The sequence below is a fragment of the Rhizobium sp. RU33A genome (assembly GCF_900156055.1).
GTDB lineage: Bacteria > Pseudomonadota > Alphaproteobacteria > Rhizobiales > Rhizobiaceae > Allorhizobium.
Genome location: NZ_FTMQ01000001.1, coordinates 744,072 through 761,025 on the forward strand (window position 1 = coordinate 744,072; position 16,954 = coordinate 761,025).

General features: G+C 62.7%; 14 protein-coding genes. 6 read left to right on the forward strand and 8 right to left on the reverse strand.

Annotated elements, in window-relative coordinates:
* Window positions 1-7: 7 nt before the first annotated feature.
* From BW978_RS03610 to BW978_RS03630, 5 genes are read right to left on the reverse strand one after another with little or no spacing between them, the layout of a single operon-like run.
* Window positions 8-1,060 (reverse strand): DUF2218 domain-containing protein, encoded by a 1,053-nt coding sequence (locus tag BW978_RS03610; protein WP_076392273.1) that lies wholly within the window; start codon window positions 1,058-1,060, stop codon window positions 8-10.
* Window positions 1,057-1,887 (reverse strand): ABC transporter ATP-binding protein, encoded by an 831-nt coding sequence (locus BW978_RS03615; RefSeq protein WP_076392275.1) that lies wholly within the window; start codon window positions 1,885-1,887, stop codon window positions 1,057-1,059. Before BW978_RS03615 ends, BW978_RS03610 begins: the two co-directional genes overlap by 4 nt.
* Window positions 1,884-2,897: a FecCD family ABC transporter permease gene (locus BW978_RS03620; protein ID WP_076393177.1), complete on the reverse strand. Its 1,014-nt coding sequence runs from the start codon at window positions 2,895-2,897 to the stop codon at window positions 1,884-1,886. The genes BW978_RS03615 and BW978_RS03620 overlap by 4 nt, the downstream gene beginning before the upstream one ends.
* Window positions 2,898-2,929: 32 nt before the next feature.
* The gene (locus BW978_RS03625; protein ID WP_076392277.1) at window positions 2,930-3,973 is read right to left on the reverse strand and encodes a FecCD family ABC transporter permease; all 1,044 of its coding nucleotides are present in this window, start codon (window positions 3,971-3,973) and stop codon (window positions 2,930-2,932) included.
* Window positions 3,970-4,914 carry an iron-siderophore ABC transporter substrate-binding protein gene (locus BW978_RS03630; RefSeq protein WP_244551900.1) on the reverse strand — a complete coding sequence of 315 codons (945 nt, stop codon included), beginning with the start codon at window positions 4,912-4,914 and terminating at the stop codon, window positions 3,970-3,972. The genes BW978_RS03625 and BW978_RS03630 overlap by 4 nt, the downstream gene beginning before the upstream one ends.
* A 367-nt stretch (window positions 4,915-5,281) precedes the next feature.
* On the opposite strand from BW978_RS03630, the gene BW978_RS03635 reads away from it, so the two are divergent.
* Entirely contained in the window at window positions 5,282-7,432 is a 2,151-nt protein-coding gene (locus BW978_RS03635; protein ID WP_076392281.1) for a TonB-dependent siderophore receptor, read from the forward strand.
* A gap of 47 nt (window positions 7,433-7,479) precedes the next feature.
* Here the strand turns inward: BW978_RS03635 and BW978_RS03640 are convergent, their stop codons facing one another.
* A complete protein-coding gene (locus BW978_RS03640) occupies window positions 7,480-8,382 on the reverse strand; it encodes a helix-turn-helix transcriptional regulator (RefSeq protein ID WP_076392283.1) in 903 nt (300 codons plus the stop codon).
* Window positions 8,383-8,638: 256 nt separating this feature from the next.
* On the opposite strand from BW978_RS03640, the gene BW978_RS03645 reads away from it, so the two are divergent.
* Together BW978_RS03645 and BW978_RS03650 are read left to right on the forward strand one after the other, a co-directional pair.
* On the forward strand, window positions 8,639-9,823 hold the full coding sequence (locus BW978_RS03645; protein ID WP_076392285.1) for an FAD-binding domain-containing protein: 1,185 nt from the start codon (window positions 8,639-8,641) through the stop codon (window positions 9,821-9,823).
* A 29-nt stretch (window positions 9,824-9,852) separates the two neighbouring features.
* The gene (locus tag BW978_RS03650; protein ID WP_076392287.1) at window positions 9,853-11,172 is read left to right on the forward strand and encodes an ABC1 kinase family protein; all 1,320 of its coding nucleotides are present in this window, start codon (window positions 9,853-9,855) and stop codon (window positions 11,170-11,172) included.
* Window positions 11,173-11,238: 66 nt separating this feature from the next.
* Here BW978_RS03650 and BW978_RS03655 read toward each other — a convergent pair whose 3' ends face one another.
* The gene (locus BW978_RS03655) at window positions 11,239-12,015 is read right to left on the reverse strand and encodes a COG3904 family protein (protein ID WP_076393179.1); all 777 of its coding nucleotides are present in this window, start codon (window positions 12,013-12,015) and stop codon (window positions 11,239-11,241) included.
* A 17-nt stretch (window positions 12,016-12,032) separates the two neighbouring features.
* Window positions 12,033-13,340 (reverse strand): hypothetical protein, encoded by a 1,308-nt coding sequence (locus tag BW978_RS03660; RefSeq protein ID WP_076392289.1) that lies wholly within the window; start codon window positions 13,338-13,340, stop codon window positions 12,033-12,035.
* A gap of 286 nt (window positions 13,341-13,626) precedes the next feature.
* Between BW978_RS03660 and BW978_RS03665 the strand changes: the two genes are divergently transcribed.
* From BW978_RS03665 to BW978_RS03675, 3 genes are all read left to right on the forward strand, one after another.
* Window positions 13,627-14,658: a LacI family DNA-binding transcriptional regulator gene (locus BW978_RS03665; protein ID WP_076392291.1), complete on the forward strand. Its 1,032-nt coding sequence runs from the start codon at window positions 13,627-13,629 to the stop codon at window positions 14,656-14,658.
* 264 nt (window positions 14,659-14,922) lie between these two features.
* Window positions 14,923-16,074, forward strand: a complete 1,152-nt coding sequence (locus tag BW978_RS03670; protein ID WP_076392293.1) for an extracellular solute-binding protein — start codon at window positions 14,923-14,925, stop codon at window positions 16,072-16,074.
* Between the two features lie 35 nt (window positions 16,075-16,109).
* The gene (locus tag BW978_RS03675; RefSeq protein WP_069042204.1) at window positions 16,110-16,949 is read left to right on the forward strand and encodes an ABC transporter permease; all 840 of its coding nucleotides are present in this window, start codon (window positions 16,110-16,112) and stop codon (window positions 16,947-16,949) included.
* Window positions 16,950-16,954: the final 5 nt, after the last annotated feature.

The following is a 16,954-nucleotide window of genomic DNA, read 5'->3' on the forward strand; positions in this document are numbered from 1 at the left end:
CGGGCTCTCAGTTCTCTTTCTCCCAATACCAGGCGACGTATTGGCGCCGGCGGTCGCGAGCCTTCTCAGCGAGATGACGCTTGATCGTCCGCACATCCGCCTTTTCGCCCGCGAACCAGACGAAGGTCTCGTTCTCCACGCCCTTGAGCGCCGTCTTCACCCGATCGACCAGAACATGAGCATCGCCGACCGAATAGGATGATCGGTGAAGCCATTCGACATGGACCGAAGACAACCCTCCCAATGGCTGTTCTTCACCGGCATCTTCGACCTCGATGATCGCCCGCATCGTCACGCCTGATGGCGCTTCCTCGACCATCCGGGCAATCGCTGGCAGCGCACTTTCGTCGCCGACAAAGAAGATGTCCTGCGCATCGGGCAAGCCGCCCCCGCCGGGTCCCATGATCGCCACCTGCTGGCCGATCTCAGCGTCCCGCGCGAAATCCGCGCCCGGTGTGGCGACACCTTCGGCCGGATGCTGGAGGATGTCCAGGCTGATCTGGCGTGCTTGCGCGTCAACGCAGCGGATCGTGTAGATCCGCACGAGCAACGCGTCTGGCCAGCCGATGCGGCCATTCTCCTGAAGGTGAGGCCAGACAGGTGTCTGATCTTTCGGCGGCACCAGCAGCCGCACATGCATGTTGCGGCCGAGAAAGGGCGTGACGTCGGCGACGGAGAGCGTCACCCGCCGCATCCTTGGGGTGACATCCTCGACGCCGACGACGGTCGCCTCGTGAAAACCAGGCGGTTTCACCTTCGCGGCCGGCTCCGACCACTCAAGCGAGAAGGGTTCATCCCCGGCGAAATAGAAAAGATGTTCGGCAAACATCGTGCGCGTGACGGCCAGCGCCTCTTCGCCCAAGGTGCTGATCTCGATCTGCAGCACGTCTTCGGCCGTCACGATGTGGATCGTCCAGTCCTGCGATTTGAGCGTGGCTACGCCATCAGCGTGAACCACGTCCGAGTGCTCGACGAAATGCTCGCAGATCTCGGCAAGCATGGCGCCGACATCGGCTGGGCGGGCAATACCTGAAAGTTTGGTGGGTTGAAGAGCGGTCATGAATGCGCCAGTCGAGTGAGGGAGGACGAGGGTTGCATGTGGTGGCGCCCGATCGGGAGCATCATCGGTCGGCCGGAGGTCGGATCGGTGAGGATCCGGGCCTCGAGGTTGAACACCCGGCGCACCATGTCTTCGGTCAGGACGGTTTCCGGGCTGCCGCTTTGCAAAGGGCTGCCATCCAGCATGGCGACCAGATGATCTCCATAGCGAGCCGCAAGGTTCAGGTCGTGCAAGACCATCACGATGGTCGTGCCGCGGCTGCGGTTGAGATCGGTCAGGAGGTCCAGCACGTCGATCTGGTGGCTGATGTCGAGAAAGGTCGTCGGCTCGTCGAGCAGCAGGAATTCGGTCTCCTGGGCGAGTGCCATCGCGATCCAGACGCGTTGCCGCTGGCCGCCCGAGAGCTCGTCCACCGGCCGGTCAGCTAGGTCCGCCGTCTGCGTGGCCGCCAGGGCGTCGGCGACCGCCTGATCGTCGTCCCTGGTCCAGGATTGAAACAGGCCATGATGCGGATGGCGGCCACGGCTTACCAGATCCATGACCGTGATGCCATCAGGCGCGATCGGGGATTGTGGCAGAAGCCCAAGCCGGCGCGCGAGTTCGCGGGTCGGTAGCTTGTGGATCGCCTTGCCGTCGAGCAGAACCTCGCCGGCCTTGGGCTCGATCAGCCGCGACATGGCCTTGAGCAAGGTGGATTTGCCGCAGGCATTGGCGCCGACGATGGCGGTGATCTGGCCGGATGGGAGGCTGAGGTTCAGGTTGCGCAGGACCAGGCTTTCACCGTAACCGGCCGAAAGGGTCTTTGCTTCGAGGCGGTGATCGGTCATGTCGCAGCTCCCCGACGGTTGCTCCGGATGATCAGGGTGATGAGGTAGGGTGCCCCGAGCGCCCCGGTCACCACGCCGACCGGGTATCGGCTTGGCAAAAGAAACTGGCCGACGAAATCTGCCGTAAGGACCAGCAAGGCGCCGACCACGGCGGCCGGCAGGAGAATGGAGCTGCGTCGTCCGAAGACGCCGCTTGCGATTGGCCCAGCGAGAAAGGCGACGAAGGCAATCGGCCCCGTGACCGCGGTCGCGCTGGCGATCAGTCCGACGGCACAGACGATGACCAGGAGTTTCGTTGAGGCAACGTTTACACCGAGCGCAGTTGCCGTATCGTCGCCGGCCCGCATGACATCGAGATCGCGAGCCTTGGTCAGAAGCAGGCTGCCCAGCGCAATCAGGGCAACGATCAGGGGAAGGGCCTGATCCAGCTTGGCGCCATTCAGGCTGCCGGTCAGCCAGCGCATGGCTTCCTGCAGGCTGAAGGCGGGCGCGCGCGACAGGATGTAGGCAATCATGCTTTCGAGCATGGCAGAGACGCCAATCCCGACAAGGATCAGCCGCGGTCCGGCAACCCCGTTTTTCGAGGCGAGGCCATGCACCAGAAGCGCAATGGCAAGGCCCGCGCCGACGGCGAGAAGAGAGACGACAGGCCCGCTGATCGAGAGGACCACGATCGCAAACACCGCTGCCGCGCTGGCGCCTGATGTGATGCCGATGATGTCGGGGCTGGCGAGCGGATTGCGCAATAGCGTCTGGAAGGCCGCTCCCCCGAGGCCGAAACTCATGCCGGCCGCAATGGCGAGCACGGCACGCGGCAGGCGCAGCTGGCCCACCGTGAAATCCGCCCCGGCAACCTGTTCGCCGCTGAGGACGCGCATGACGTCTCCAAACGGCGTGAAGGTTCGACCGGCCATCAGCGTCAACGTGAAGCCGGCAAGGATGAGGACCAGAATAAGGGTCAGCATGGCCAGCCGCCGGCGCGTTCGGTGCTTGCGGTTTGTCGCGACCATTGCTGTCAGGGAAGCATCGGATCGAAGAAGGGTCACAGATCTCTCACCTTCTGCTGACGAACGATGAAGATGAAGACCGGCGCGCCGATAAGGGCGGTCACGACGCCGACCTCGAGTTCGGACGGGCGGGCCGCAAGGCGACCGAGAATGTCGCTCGCCGTCAGCAGGATGGCCCCGCCGATGGCGGAGAATGGCAGAAGCCATCGATGGTCTACGCCCACCAGCAGCCGGCAGGCATGCGGGACAACGAGGCCGACGAAACCGATCGGGCCGCAGACGGCTGTCGCCGCGCCACACAGCACCACTGCACCGAGCGTGGCCATGCCGCGTGCCACTGCGACGCGCTCGCCAAGCCCCGCGGCGAGTTCGTCACCGAGCGCCAGGGCATTCAGGCGTCGGGCTGAAAGCAGGCACAGCAGAAACCCGACCAGAAGAAACGGATAGATGTGTTCCATACGCTCGAAGGTGGCGCCCCCGACGCCCCCGATCTGCCAGGAGCGGATGCCGCCGGCAATGTCGGCACGCGGCAAGACGACGGCAATCACCAGCGATGAAAAGGCGATCGTGGTTGCCGTACCAGCAAGGGCGAGCTTCAGCGGCGTTGCGCCACCGCGTCCCATCGACCCGATGACATAGACGAAGACGGCTGTGGCAGCGGCGCCCGCGATGGCAATCCAGATGAAGGCATGGGCCGAGCTGATGCCGAACCACGCCACCCCCACCACAACGGCAAGCGATGCGCCGACATTGACGCCGAGGATGCCGGGATCGGCGAGCGGATTTCGCGTCACGCCCTGCATGACGGCCCCGGCAAGGCCAAGGGCCGCACCGGCAAGAAGTGCCAGAACGGTGCGCGGCACACGGGTCGCAACCGCAGCGCGGTCCAGCGTCGAGACGTCCCCGGACAGGGCCGCCAGCACCTCCGAGAGCGGTACATCGCGGGTGCCGATGGTGAGGGACAGCAAGGCGACGCCGACGCATACCGCGATCGCCGCGGCCAGCCAAACCAAGCTGCCCTTGGCCGTCTTCGGAAGAGACGGCCGATGGGCGGAGGAAAGGGAGCGAGCAGAAATCATTCCGTCTTTCGCGCCGCGTCCGCGAGCTTTTCTACATAGGCGGGCAACACCCAGGTGATTGATAGCGGCGTGGGATTGGCCGCAGTCCCCACAGGATCGCGGCCAAGCGTGACGATGGCGTCTTGCTTCACGGCCGGCATGTGGGACAGAAGAGGATTGGCCTTCATGGCCTCGATCAAGGCCTGGTCGCCATAGGTCACGAGAATATCGACGTCATCGAAGAGATCGATCTGTTCGGCGCTGATCGAGCCGGCGAAGCTGCCGGTCGTCGATGCCTGCATCACGCTTTTCGGCATCGAAAGCCCGAGATCGGCGAAGAACCGCACGCGCGTGTCCTGGGTCGTATAGAAATTGACGATGCTGAGGTCGGTCGCGTCGAGATGGGTAACGAACATCGCCCGTTTGCCCTTGAGTTCGGGATATTTGGCGACCTCAGCTGCGATCTTCTGCTCGATATCGGCAATCAGCGCTTCACCATCAGGCGCCATGCCCATGCCGGCGCTGTCGAAGCGGATCGTTTCACGCCAATCCGTGGACCATGGGGCCTGCGGATAGGCGACAACGGGGGCGATCTGGCTCAAGGTGTCGTAGTCGGATTGGCTTAAGCCCGAATAGGCGGCAAGGATCACATCCGGTGCCGTCCCGGCAACCGCCTCGAAGTCGATCCCATCCCCCTCGTCGAACAGCACAGGCGCGTCGGCCCCAAGGGACTTCAGACGCTCCGACACCCAGGGCAGCAGCCCGTCGCCGTCATCGTCACCGAAATTCGCAGCCGCCATGCCGACCGGCACGATGCCGAGGGCAAGCGGGACTTCGTGGTTGGCCCAGGCCACGGTTGCCACGCGTTGCGGTTTTTGGGGAACGGTCGTCTGCCCGAGCGCATGGCTGATCTCAAGCGGAAAACCAGTCTCGTCGGCAGCAATGGCCGTTGAACCAGACATAGACAGGAAGATGGCTGCAAGAGGCGCCAGGTGATGCAAACTGATCCGCATGAGTCCCAATCATCCCTTGGTTAAGTTGACTTTCCCTCTCAGCTTCAATTCATGGGGTCAAGCAATTTGGACCGAGCTGACGACATCGGCTCTTGATTTTCCGGGGAATCTTACAAAAAAGAGAAATCTACAATACTGGATTAAAATTATCCAGTTAAAGGCGTGCAGACCGATCCGATCTTGGTCTGCAGCGGCCGGGGCTCAGGGATAGGGCCACAGGAGACTGCAGAGCCAGATCCGGTGTCGGTCGACGCCCGACGATGATCCTCTCTGTTCATCGTGTGGGAATGTCGGAACGTCAAATTCTGGAAGCAACATGATCAGAACAATTTCCGCCCGGGGCACCACGCGCGTCTCCCTTCGCCATCGCATCAGCATCCTTCTGGGCTGCACGGCATTCGTAGCCCTGGTGCCGGTATTCGCCGTCGCACAGGACGCCGATGCCGACGGCGACACGACCGTTCTGCAAACGATCACGGTCGAAGGGGCCGGCAAGGCCGATGCGGATTCCAAGTCGATCGTCGCGACCCAATCGAGCGCCGTCGGCAAGATGCCCGGCGAAATCCTGACGACACCTGCGACCGTTTCCGTCGTCACATCCGGGGAAATCGAGCAGCGCGGTGCCGACAGCATCGAGAAGGTGGTGCAGTACACCGCCGGTGTGACCACAGATTTCTACGGATCGGACGATCGTTTCGACTACGTCACCATTCGTGGCTTTTCACCCTACACCTATCGCGACGGTCTCGCCATTGGCAGAACCTGGCTGGGCGTGAAGGAGGAACCCTATGCCTTTGAACGGCTGGAGATCCTGAAGGGCGCCAATTCGACCGGCTTCGGTGTTTCCGATCCGGGTGGTGCCATCAATTATGTGACGAAGACGCCACGCAGTGAGCGGTTCGGCGAGGTCTATGGCACGGTCGGATCCTTCGCCCACAAGGAGACGGGCTTCGACTTCGGCGACAATCTGACGGAAGACGACACCCTGTCCTATCGCCTGACCGGCAAGTTCCAGCGGGCCGACGGAGAGTATGATTTCTCGGAGAACGACGAGAACTTCATCATGGGGGGGGTGACCTGGCGTCCCACCGACATGACCAATCTGACATTCGTCTTCGATCACCTCGACCGCAATGTGACACCGAGCGGTGGCGGCCATCCGCTCCAAACGGATTTCGATCGGGACCGGTTCTTCGGGGAGCCTGACTTCAACTACGATGCGACGAACCGCAACACCTATACGATGCTGTTCGACCATGATTTTGGCAACGGCCTGAGCTTCAATTCCAGTGCGCGCTACAGCAATTCCAACCGCGACACCGGCTTTGCCTATATCTATGATTCCAGCGGTGCTGCCGACCTGTCGGACACGAGGGCAAACCGCATCTACTCTCTCGGTTCCGGATCGAGCGAGCAGTTCATTGTCGATGCCCATCTGCTTTACGAGGCAAGCTTCGATCAGGTGGAGAGCCGCACCCTCGCCGGTGTCGATTACAACAGCATCGAATCCACCAACGAGTCCGGCTTTCTCTGGGGCGCAGGCACGCCTTCGATCGATTGGCAAAATCCCGTCTACGCAGGTCTGCCGTCGGCGATCCCGCTCTCGACCCGCAAGAGCAACGACCGAAGCACGCGGGCCATCTATCTGCAGCAGGATCTGATCTTCTCGGACCGCGTCACGGCCAGTGTCGGCTTGCGCAACGACTGGCTCGATCTCGAAGAGACCGATCTGGGGACCCGGGTGTCCAAGTCGCGCGACTATAGCGAGTTCAGCAAGCGCGTCGGTCTAAGCTACAAGGTCACCGAGGAACTGGCGGCCTATGTCAGCTATGCCGAGTCCGTGGCCCCGCCGAGCACGGGCAACGAGCCTCTTTACGGCTCGCAATACGAGGTCGGTGTCAAATATCGCCCCGATGCCTTCCCTGGTCTGATCACCGCCTCGATCTATGACCTGACGCTCGAAAATATCACCACATCCGAGGGGCCGTTCTACCTTGCGACCACGGTCGAAAAAGTGCGCCATCGCGGACTGGATCTCGAAGCAAAGGTCGAGGTCACGCCGAGCTTCGGGCTGATTGCTGGATACAGCTACATCGACTCGAAGATCGAGGATACGAGCACCACTTCGAGCTCGGTCGACGGCAAGCGTTTCGCCCAGGTGCCCGAGCACATGGCCTCGCTCTGGGGCACCTACACGCTCGCAGGCGACGGGGATCGCGGCGACATGACGTTCGGGGCAGGGGCGCGCTTCATCGGCTCCTATTATTTCGACAACGCCAACACTCGCAAATCCGATGGCGCGGTGGTCTTCGATGCCTCCTTCACCTATGCGATCAAGGAGAACGCGAGCTTCCAGCTGAACGTCAGCAACTTGTTTGACGAAAAGCACATCGCCAACAACGACGGCGGTGCCCTCTACTACAATCCCGGACGCGCCATCTACGCGACCCTTCGCCAGACCTGGTGAAAAACAGCGAGGGCTCGCCGCGCAGAGTGCGACGAGACCTCGGCCATCTAGATCGAATGCAGTTGTTTGCGTCGCCAGACGGCCGGGGTCTCCCCGGTGATGCTGCGGAACACCTTGGTCAGATGCGCCTGGTCGGAAAAGCCGAGCTGCGCACTGATCTCAGCGATGCTCATCTCCGTTTCCGAAAGCATCTGCCGCGCCATGTCGATCCGGCGTGACAATTGCCATTGGAGCGGCGTCATGTCGGTGGTCTGACGAAACACCGTGGCAAACCAGCTCTCCGACAGGCCGACGACATCGGCCATTTCCCGCACGCTCAACCGGCGTCCGCCGCAATTGGCGAAATAGCCGGAAAGCCGGTTCAGTTGCGCCTTGGTGAGATGCCCGGCATGCGCGGCGCTTCGACCTTGGCTTCCCTGCAGGTCGAGAAGTCCGGTGACGATGCTGCCCACCAGGTTCTCGGCAAAGGCTGGATGCCTGCCATCCGTCGACAGCTCGTCGACAACAAGTGTGGCGAGGCTGGCCAGGGGACCGGGATCCTGCAGCTCGACCGGCTGCTTGATGATGGCCCGCGCCGCCGACGATCCGACAGCCGGCGTGAGATACCGCATCAGCCGTTCCTGATGCAGATGCAGGTCGAGGTGGGAAAAGCGATGGCGGCTGCTGAACTTCGTCCACATGGGCATGCCGGCCGGCACATAGATGGCGCGCGCCATGCCCCGCTCGCCCCGGTCCAGTTCTTCCGCCCGGTCCGCCACCCGGATCTGGCTGCTGACATCGTTGAAGAAGAAGACGATCCGTGGATCCGGCGAGAGATAGTAGCCGTTCGCCCCCGCATGGCCTTCCGCTTCCCAGTGGACGCCGACGACGCCGTCGAGGGAGCGCCATCTGGGCGGCATGAGGGCGCGAATGCCCTCGATTTCGGACTGCATCGAATGGAGATATGTCAAACCACTGGCCTCTCACCCGGTTTCGGTGACCTGCACATGCGTCATGGCGCGGCGCACTATTGGCCGGATGCAGGCGCGGGGTCAACAAAGATGACTGCGCAAATCATATTTTTGAACTTTGCCTGTGGGCGCGGCTGTTCTGCGCCACGGCTGAGATCGTGACGAAGGAGCGCAGGTCCGCCTTCGCCGCGGAGCCGTAGTGTTGTTCGGTAGGCATCAGTCAGTGCCAGCCGGATTGACCGCATCTGGAGTAACGATGGCAGACTTCGACTTCCCCCTGACCCGCAGCGACGCCCTTCAACGCCTGGACGATTTTCTGCCGCATGCGGGTGCTGCCTATGCACGCTTGCGCAACAAGGAACAGGGGCAGGGACAGCATGTGCATGTATCGCGTTTGTCCGCTGCCCTGCGCCGACGGCTGATCTCCGAGCAGGAGGTGGTCGACGCGGTGCTGGCCCGGCACGGACTGGCGGCGGCCGAAAAATTCGTGAGTGAAGTGTTCTGGCGCACCTACTGGAAGGGCTGGCTCGAGCAGCGCCCGACCGTTTGGGAGGATTATGGCGCAGCCGTCGAACGAGCACTGGAGCAGCTGGATGCAGTCTCGGGACTGCGCAAACGTCATGCCTCGGCGATCGATGGATCGACCGGCATCGACTGTTTCGACGCCTGGACCAAGGAACTGAATGAGACGGGCTATCTGCACAACTGGGCGCGCATGCAGTTTGCCTCGATCTGGATCTTCACGCTCGGGCTGCCCTGGGAACTCGGCGCCGCCTCGATGTTCGACCGTCTGATCGACGCCGATCCGGCATCGAACACCTTGTCCTGGCGTTGGGTGGCGGGGCTGCACACGGCCGGCAAGGCTTACCTCGCCGATGCCGAACGCATCCGCTCGATGACCGATGGCCGCTTTTCGCCTGCCGGCCTGGCACGCACGGCCCGTATTCCCGCCGACAGTGTGCGGACCCCTTCACCTGCATCCATTCGGCTGGCCTCTTCGCCGGATCCATCCGCAGCCACCCTGTTGCTGCTGACCACAGAGGATCTGTCTGTCGAGCAGCTTGGCGCGCTGCGCGCGCTGCCGGTGAAGTCCATCGCTTATCTTGAAGGTCGCAACCCTTGGGACGAGACTGCCCTCGCCGATGGTCTTGCCCGTGCCGCACAGGTGTGGCCGGATGCGGAAGTTTGTGGTGCTCTCGCCCCGGGAGATCTGGCCGCGGCGGCTAAGTCGGCAGGCTGCCAACAGATCGCAACCAGCTTCCTTCCCGTTGGGCCGGTCTTGTCCTTCATCGCCCCTGTACGCGCCGAGGTCGACAGGTTCGGCATCGCCTTCACGGAGCATCTGCGCGATTGGGATCGGATGGCCTGGCCGCATTGCCGGAAGGGCTTCTTCGGGCTGAAGGAGAAGATTCCAGCCCTCCTGCAGGCGGGGCACCGCTGACATGCGCTCCAATGCTCGGAAGGATAGTCATGAGTGATCGTGATCGATACAGGCCCGTCCCTCAGGGGCGTCTCAGCCGGCTGGCGGCACTTGGCCAGATTGCCGGTGGCGTCGCCTCGGGCATGGTCGCGGAAGGCTTGAGCCGCCTGGCGAAGGGTGAACGGCCGCACCTGAGAGACCTGCTGCTGACGCCGTCGAACGCACTGAAGGCGGCGGAGCAGCTGTCGCGCATGCGCGGCGCGGCCATGAAGCTCGGCCAGATGATCTCGCTGGAACCGGGCGAGTTCCTGCCGCCCGAGCTTCAGTCGATCTTTGCGCAGCTCCGGTCCTCGGCGCATTTCATGCCGCCGAGCCAGCTTTCAGCCTCACTGACCAGCGCCTGGGGTCCGGACTGGCGACGCCATTTCAGCCAGTTCGAGACCACACCGATCGCGGCCGCATCGATTGGACAGGTCCATCGGGGCGTTCTGTCCTCAGGCCGTCCGGTTGCCGTCAAGGTCCAATATCCCGGTGTGCTCCAGAGCATCGATTCCGACATCGACAATGTCGCGACCTTCCTGCGCCTGTCGGGCCTTCTTCCCGCAGGTCTCGACATTGCGCCGCATCTGGCCGAAGCCAAGCGGCAGTTGCGTGAAGAGGCCGACTATCTGCGCGAGGCGGAGGAAATGCGTCGCTTCGGCCGCCTGCTCGCCAATGACGACCGCTTCGTGGTGCCGGCTCCGGTGGAGGAACTCCTGCGGCCGACGGTCCTGCCGATGGATTTCATCGAGGGGGCTCCGCTCGAAACCCTGGCCCATGCAGCCCAGACGCAAAAGGATGCGGCCATGCAGGCGATCTCCGAGCTGGCACTGCGAGAGCTGTTCGTCTTCGGTCACATGCAGACGGATCCGAACTTCGCCAACTATCTCTGGAGGCCTAAGGACGGACGGGTGGCCCTGCTCGATTTCGGCGCGGTACGACCGGTCTCCCCGGAAAGCGCCAGAGACTACCATCTTCTCCTGCAGGCGACCCTCGGTGATAGCGTGACGGCGGTGCGCCATGCGCTGATGGAGATGCGCTATCTTTCCCGCGCACAGATGGACCGCTACGGACGGACGCTGGATGAAATGACACGCGTCGTCCTGGATCATGTCCTGAAGGCGCCGGAGGGGCTCGTCGATTTCAGCGACCGTGGCCCGCTCGTGGAGATCCGCGAGCGCGCGGTGCCGATTTTTGCCGATCGCGCGCTCTGGGCGCTGCCGGCTCCGGACAAGATGTTCCTGCAACGGAAGATCACCGGGCTTGCGCTTCTCAGCATGAAGCTGCGCGTCCGTATGCCGCTCTCGTCCATGCTCCGGGACTATGCCTGACACGTATTGCAGAGAGGCGTGCCGTCGCACACCTGTCTGCGAAGAAGCGCACCCCGCTGAAGGAGATCAGTCTGCCTGCTTCGCGGTTGCCACAGGGGTCGTGACAAGCTTGAACTCCGCCATCTCCTCCGGCGTCAGGTAGTAAAGCCGGTCCGGAGGCGTTTCGAGCGCGTTGATCCAGAGTCCGTTGCCGATGCCCATTTCCTCGAGATGGCGGGCAATGCGCGCCGTGGTGCTCTGCGCGCCGGACATCGCCTGCTCGGGCGAGGGGCGGTCTTGCCCGGCATTGAAGACCTGGTGGACGCCGAGAATGGCATCCTCTTCTGCCTCGCGCGCCACGCCGCCGGCAAAAACCAGAGGACAGGAGGAGGCGCAGAGCGCCTTGCTCGCCACCTTGGTGTTGATGCCTTTTTCCCGGATCAGCTTCGACATGGCCAGGGCATCGTTGACGGAGCCTCCCGGCGAATTCAGCGATACCGCCTGAACATATTCGCCGCGAGCAGCGATCTCCTCGGCAAATCGCTCCGCAGCACCAAGATCGATCGAACCTTCCGCCTTGAGCAAGCCACCTGTCAGCAGTTCGAACCGCATCGGTTGGCGCAGGATTTCCGGAGAACTACCGGGCTCAACCGGGGGCAACTGGGGAGTGCCGTCCGTCAGCGCCGGCGGAAGCACGGGGGCATCCGTGGTCATCGGATCATGGCCGGGAAGAGGAGCATGCGCGAGGCTCATCTCCCTGAGGTCCGTGAACAGGAAGGCACCTGCAGCCGCCAGCAGGCCGAAGAAGGCGCCGCGCATCAACAGCCCGTCATCGGCACGCACAAAGGCAGTCTTCAGGCGCAGGGCAAGCGAAGCTGGTTTCACGCCGGTGGTCCCTTGCGTGGCGCCTTGGCGGCCATGTCGAGGCTGGTGATGTTGGAATCGATCCGCCCACGCTCGTCCTCCGCCTCGGCGGACTGGAGCGCCTGCTCGACATCGATCCCCTGTCGATTGAGCGCACGTTGCACCTCGAGCGCCTCGAGCAGTTCGGCGGCGGTAATGCGCTGTGCGAATGGCATGCGCTCCTCCTGTCGCCGGATCGCTCCGTGCACCACGGTCAGGATGAACACCAGGACGGCGGGAAGAAGATCGATAGAAATCGCCCCCGCCCAGGCCGGAATGAAATCCGCAGCATAACGCAGAACGGCTTCTGCCGAGGACAGTGGCACGAACCGCCGTTCGGCAACAGGCTCGCGTGCGAGGATTTCGTCGGCAGCCTGAGACAGAACTTGAGACTGGGCGGACACCGAGGTCCGGATCGTCTGCATGACCTGGTCCTGGCGCTCCGCCAGATCGGCCGCCCGGCCATCGGCAACAGGCGCGATGAAGCCGAGGGAGAGGTCCTCGGCCGCCCGCTTGACGGAGGGCGCGATAGAGGTCTGTTCGAGCGACGTGATGACGCCGGAGAGCGCCACGACTTCGGCTGAGAACTCGTCGCTGCGGGGTGCAATTGCACCGGGCGCCGAAACCAGCGATCGCATGGTCGCCAGATGAGCGCGCCCCTGGTCGAAGAGCGTCGTGACCCGCTCGCGCGAGGCGGTGATGCCGGTTTCCAGCTCGTCGAGTTGGGCGGACATCTGCGTCAGAAGCTGGACGACGCTGCCGGCACCCGTGGTCCCAGTCAGGGCGCCATTCTGCCGTTCGTCTTCCGCAAGTCTAGAAAAGCGTTCGGATGTCCGCTGAATGTCCGGCAGCAAGCTTTGGGCGGCGAGCGCGTTCTGATGCGCCTGATCGAGATCCGCCGTGTAGTCCTGCACCGTCTCGGCGAGATGCTGTTCGAGTGCGGCAGAGCCTGCAAGCGCCGCCGCATTCAGCCAGCTCGACATGGCAATGATCATCGCGCAGCCGAGTGCCATCACGCCGATCATGGCGCCGCGCGAAGCAGCGCCGGTTACATGAGGATAGAAGCGCGCCATGTAGGACCAGAAGGCATAGATCGCGACCGAGACCGAGGCCGAATAGATGATGGCAGCAAAGAAGACCGCGGTCGGCGAGCCATCGAGAAGGCTGCGGACCCCCAGATAGGTGTAGACACCGGACGCAAGGGCCAGAACGGCGAGCGCAAAGCGGGTCATGGTTTCGACGGCAAGGACGCCATCCTGCAAACGATGCGATGCGCCAAGCGCCATGGAGACCTCCGACAGGAATGAATTCTTACCAAGTTCTTAAGAAGCGGGCGAAATGAAGGCTGAGGCTCAGCGGTCCGCTCTTCAGAAATTGGCTTCGTCTACCATGGCGAAAACCCCTAATCGGTGCGAATTGCAACCAATTTCGGCCCGGTGCCTCAACCGTCTGCTTCACCCTTCTCACGAATTTGTGTCACACTAGACGTGTAATGCGCCCTCTGTCCCGTTCTGTCAGGCCCGCAACCGGGCTTGTCGGAACGAGCCCCTAGCTCTCTGTTGGTTTTGCTGCATGCGTAAAAATGGCTCGCCGCTTTTTGTCAGCGCCAGAATGGTGGCCGAGCGTGCCGGCGTATCCCGTTCGGCCGTGTCGCGCACCTTTACCGATGGCGCGAGCGTGTCTGAGGAAACGCGTCGAAAAGTCGTCGAAGCGGCCGAGGCGCTCGGCTATCACGTCAATCATCTGGCACGCCAGCTGCGCGAGCGCAGCAATATCGTCTGTCTGATCGTCTCAGATCTCACCACGCCCGTCAGGGCGGCGATGGTCGACCGCTTGACCCGCAAGCTTCAGGCCGCCGGCAAGATCACTGTGGTTCTCAATACGGAGAGTGACGAGGCAAGCGTCAATCACGCCTTGAAGCTCACCTTGCACTACCGCGCCGATGCGACGGTGGTCCTGTCGGGAACGCCATCGACTGGACTGGTGAAAACGGCGCTTGCCAACGGCCAGCAGGTTGTCCTGATCAACCGCGACGACGGTCTGGAAGGCTGCGACAATGTCGGGCTGGACAATGCGACGGCCGCAAGAGAGGCGCTTTTCCTCCTGAAACGGGCCGGGTGCCAACGCCTCGGGATCTTGACCTCGGCTGCTCGAACCCCGAGCCTGGTGGAGAGAGAAGAGCGCTTCCTCGAGGCGGCAGCGGCTGGAGCGATCAGGGTGACCGTCTTCGAGGCGGACGCTACCAGCTATCGCGCCGGTTTCGAGGCTGCCAAACGCGTCTATGCCCGGTCGGAACCTCCGGACGGCGTGTTCTCTGTGACCGATCTGCTGGCGATCGGCTTCATGGACGGGGCACGCCTCGAATTCGGCCTGAGGATCCCGGAGGATCTCTGCGTCATCGGCTTTGACAATATTGAGCAGGCTTCTTGGGAAGCCTATCGGCTGACAACCTTCGAGCAGCCGCTCGATCGGATAGCGGAGCATGTCGTCAGTCTCCTGACGGAAGTGCAAGACCTGACAGGGTCTCCGCAGGCGGACGGAGCTGTCTTCGAGCCTGTCGCCGTCTGGCGCCGCTCCGTTCGTCCCCAACCCGGGACGACCTAATGCACGCGTGTGCATTGCGCTGGTGTCATCAAACCTTCGTCTAATCCCTGTAGGACCGAAATGCCCGATTAAGCGCGTTGCACGCATGTGCAAGCGTATGGTGCAGACCTGCAGAGGAACTGAGGCGGCGGTCCCTCTGGAGGCGTGCCCGGGCGAAGCATTTCGAGAGATGCAGGCTGCAGGCCCGTCTGGGTCAATGTCGCGGTGTCTCGGGGTTTGATTGTGAGCCGACGCCGAGTGGCGCGGCAGCCAAGGGAGAAGACGATGAAGCGTCGCGCATTCCTGATTTCCACGGCCGGCACCGTTGCCGGAATGATGATCCTGCCGAAGCTGTCCTTCGCAGCCGAAGGCCAGATCGACTGGTATACCGGCTCGGATGCCAATGTGCTCGATTTCTGGACCAACACGGTCAAGCCGGCTTTCGAAGCGGCGCATGCGGGCGTGAAGCTCAATCTCGTCGATGCCGGTGACAATGCAGGCATCCAGTCGATCGCCGAGCGCGCCATCGCGGCAATGCAGACGAATACCGACCCGCAGGCCGATTACTTCGAGCATACCGATCCGCGTCTGCCAAAGGGCGCCATCGAAGCGGGCCTCTACGTCAACATGAAGGAAGCCGGCCTGTCGAACTATTCGAAGGTCAACCCGCTCGCCATCGACAGCGACTTCTCGCTTCCCTATCGCGGCAGCCAGGTGCTTCTCGCCTATGACACCACCAAGCTGTCGGCTGCCGATGCGCCGAAGACTTGGGGTGCGCTCGTCGCCTGGATCAAGGCAAACCCCGGCCAGTTCGTCTACAACCGCCCTGACAAGGGTGGTTCGGGCGGAAACTTCGTGCGTCGTGCCATCCATCAGGCAAACGGTCTCGATCCCAAGGCCTTCACGGTCGATAACTACACCGAAGCCTTCGGCAACGAGGCTCTTGGCAAGGCTTGGGAACTGCTCAAGGACATCGCCCCGTCGCTCTACGACAACGGCGCCTACTCCTCCGGCAACACCCAGTCGATCCAGTTGCTCGGCCAGGGCGTGGTGACCATGACCCCGGTCTGGTCCGACCAGGTTCTCCAGGCGATCGCCCAGGGCGTCCTGCCGGAAACGACCGGCATTGTGCAGCTTCAGGATCTGGCTCTTTGTGGCAACTTCTCGCGCGCCGTGGTGCTGAGCAATGGCAAGAACCGCGATGCAGCCCTGAAGCTGGCCGACTTCGTCCTGACCGAAGAGATCCAGGGTGCCATCCTCTCCGAGCTCGGCGGCTTCCCTGGCGTCAGCTGGGAACATGTCTCCGCCGATCTGCGCGAGAAGTTTGCCGCTATCATCCCGAACAGCATTCCGACCTTCCCGTCGGGCGCCTGGGAAGTCGCCGTCAATGACGGCTGGTACCGCAATGTGGCACCGACCATCGACCGGAAGTCGTGAGTTCAGGCGTGAGTGCGTCTGCCATATCCAGAACCATGTCGGGCAGGGGGCTTATTGGCCTCCTGCTCGTCGCCCTACCGGTTTCGCTTGTCGGATGGCTGGTCATCTGGCCAATCATCAGTGCCGTCCTGCGCACGGTGTGGCGTACTTCGCCCGATGGTGAGGCAGGTTTCGACCTGTCGAGCTACATCTTCTTCTTTTCCGACGCCTACAGTCTCAACAATCTCAGCCTGACGCTCTGGACCACAGCGGTCTGTGCCCTGCTGCTCCTGGTCGTGTCGCTTCCGATCGCGCTTTACCTGCGCTTTGCCAAGGGCGGTATCGCCTCCTATGTGCAGGCGCTTGCCATCCTGCCGATGTTCGTTCCATCGATCATTCTCGCCTATGCCCTGATCCGCGTGCTCGGGCCGAATGGCATGGTCGACCTGCTCTTGAACTTCGCCGGCCTGCCGAAATTGAGAACGCCCTATCTCACGCCCTGGGGACCGGTGATCGGACTGGTGTGGGACAATATTCCGCTGACGGTGCTGATCCTGCTCTCGGGTCTCGGCTCGGTGAGCAACATGGCGATCGAGGCGGCGCGGGATGTCGGCGCAAGCCGGCTTCGGGTTCTCCGGCACATCATTCTGCCGCAGATCACCAATTCCATCCTGGTGGCACTCTCCTTCGCCGTACTCGGCATCTTCTCCGCCTTTACGCTGCCCTATCTACTTGGCCCCGCGTCGCCCGAGATGATGGGTCCCTTCATGCAGCGCACGTTCCGGGACCTGAACGATCCTGTTGGAGCGATTACCCAGGCTGTCATCACCTTCGGCTTCTGCATTGTCTTTGGCCTGTTCTATGTGCGCTCCGTCGCCCGCAACCAGGGGAGATGAGGCAA

Coding starts and splice junctions, on each gene's coding strand:
- BW978_RS03615 (WP_076392275.1), bottom strand. CDS start 1,887: ATGACCGATCACCGCCTCGAAGCAAAGACCCTTTCGGCCGGTTACGGT.
- BW978_RS03620 (WP_076393177.1), bottom strand. CDS start 2,897: ATGGTCGCGACAAACCGCAAGCACCGAACGCGCCGGCGGCTGGCCATG.
- BW978_RS03645 (WP_076392285.1), top strand. CDS start 8,639: ATGGCAGACTTCGACTTCCCCCTGACCCGCAGCGACGCCCTTCAACGC.
- BW978_RS03625 (WP_076392277.1), bottom strand. CDS start 3,973: ATGATTTCTGCTCGCTCCCTTTCCTCCGCCCATCGGCCGTCTCTTCCG.
- BW978_RS03610 (WP_076392273.1), bottom strand. CDS start 1,060: ATGACCGCTCTTCAACCCACCAAACTTTCAGGTATTGCCCGCCCAGCC.
- BW978_RS03635 (WP_076392281.1), top strand. CDS start 5,282: ATGATCAGAACAATTTCCGCCCGGGGCACCACGCGCGTCTCCCTTCGC.
- BW978_RS03630 (WP_244551900.1), bottom strand. CDS start 4,914: ATGTCTGGTTCAACGGCCATTGCTGCCGACGAGACTGGTTTTCCGCTT.
- BW978_RS03650 (WP_076392287.1), top strand. CDS start 9,853: ATGAGTGATCGTGATCGATACAGGCCCGTCCCTCAGGGGCGTCTCAGC.
- BW978_RS03665 (WP_076392291.1), top strand. CDS start 13,627: ATGCGTAAAAATGGCTCGCCGCTTTTTGTCAGCGCCAGAATGGTGGCC.
- BW978_RS03675 (WP_069042204.1), top strand. CDS start 16,110: ATGTCGGGCAGGGGGCTTATTGGCCTCCTGCTCGTCGCCCTACCGGTT.
- BW978_RS03660 (WP_076392289.1), bottom strand. CDS start 13,340: ATGGCGCTTGGCGCATCGCATCGTTTGCAGGATGGCGTCCTTGCCGTC.
- BW978_RS03670 (WP_076392293.1), top strand. CDS start 14,923: ATGAAGCGTCGCGCATTCCTGATTTCCACGGCCGGCACCGTTGCCGGA.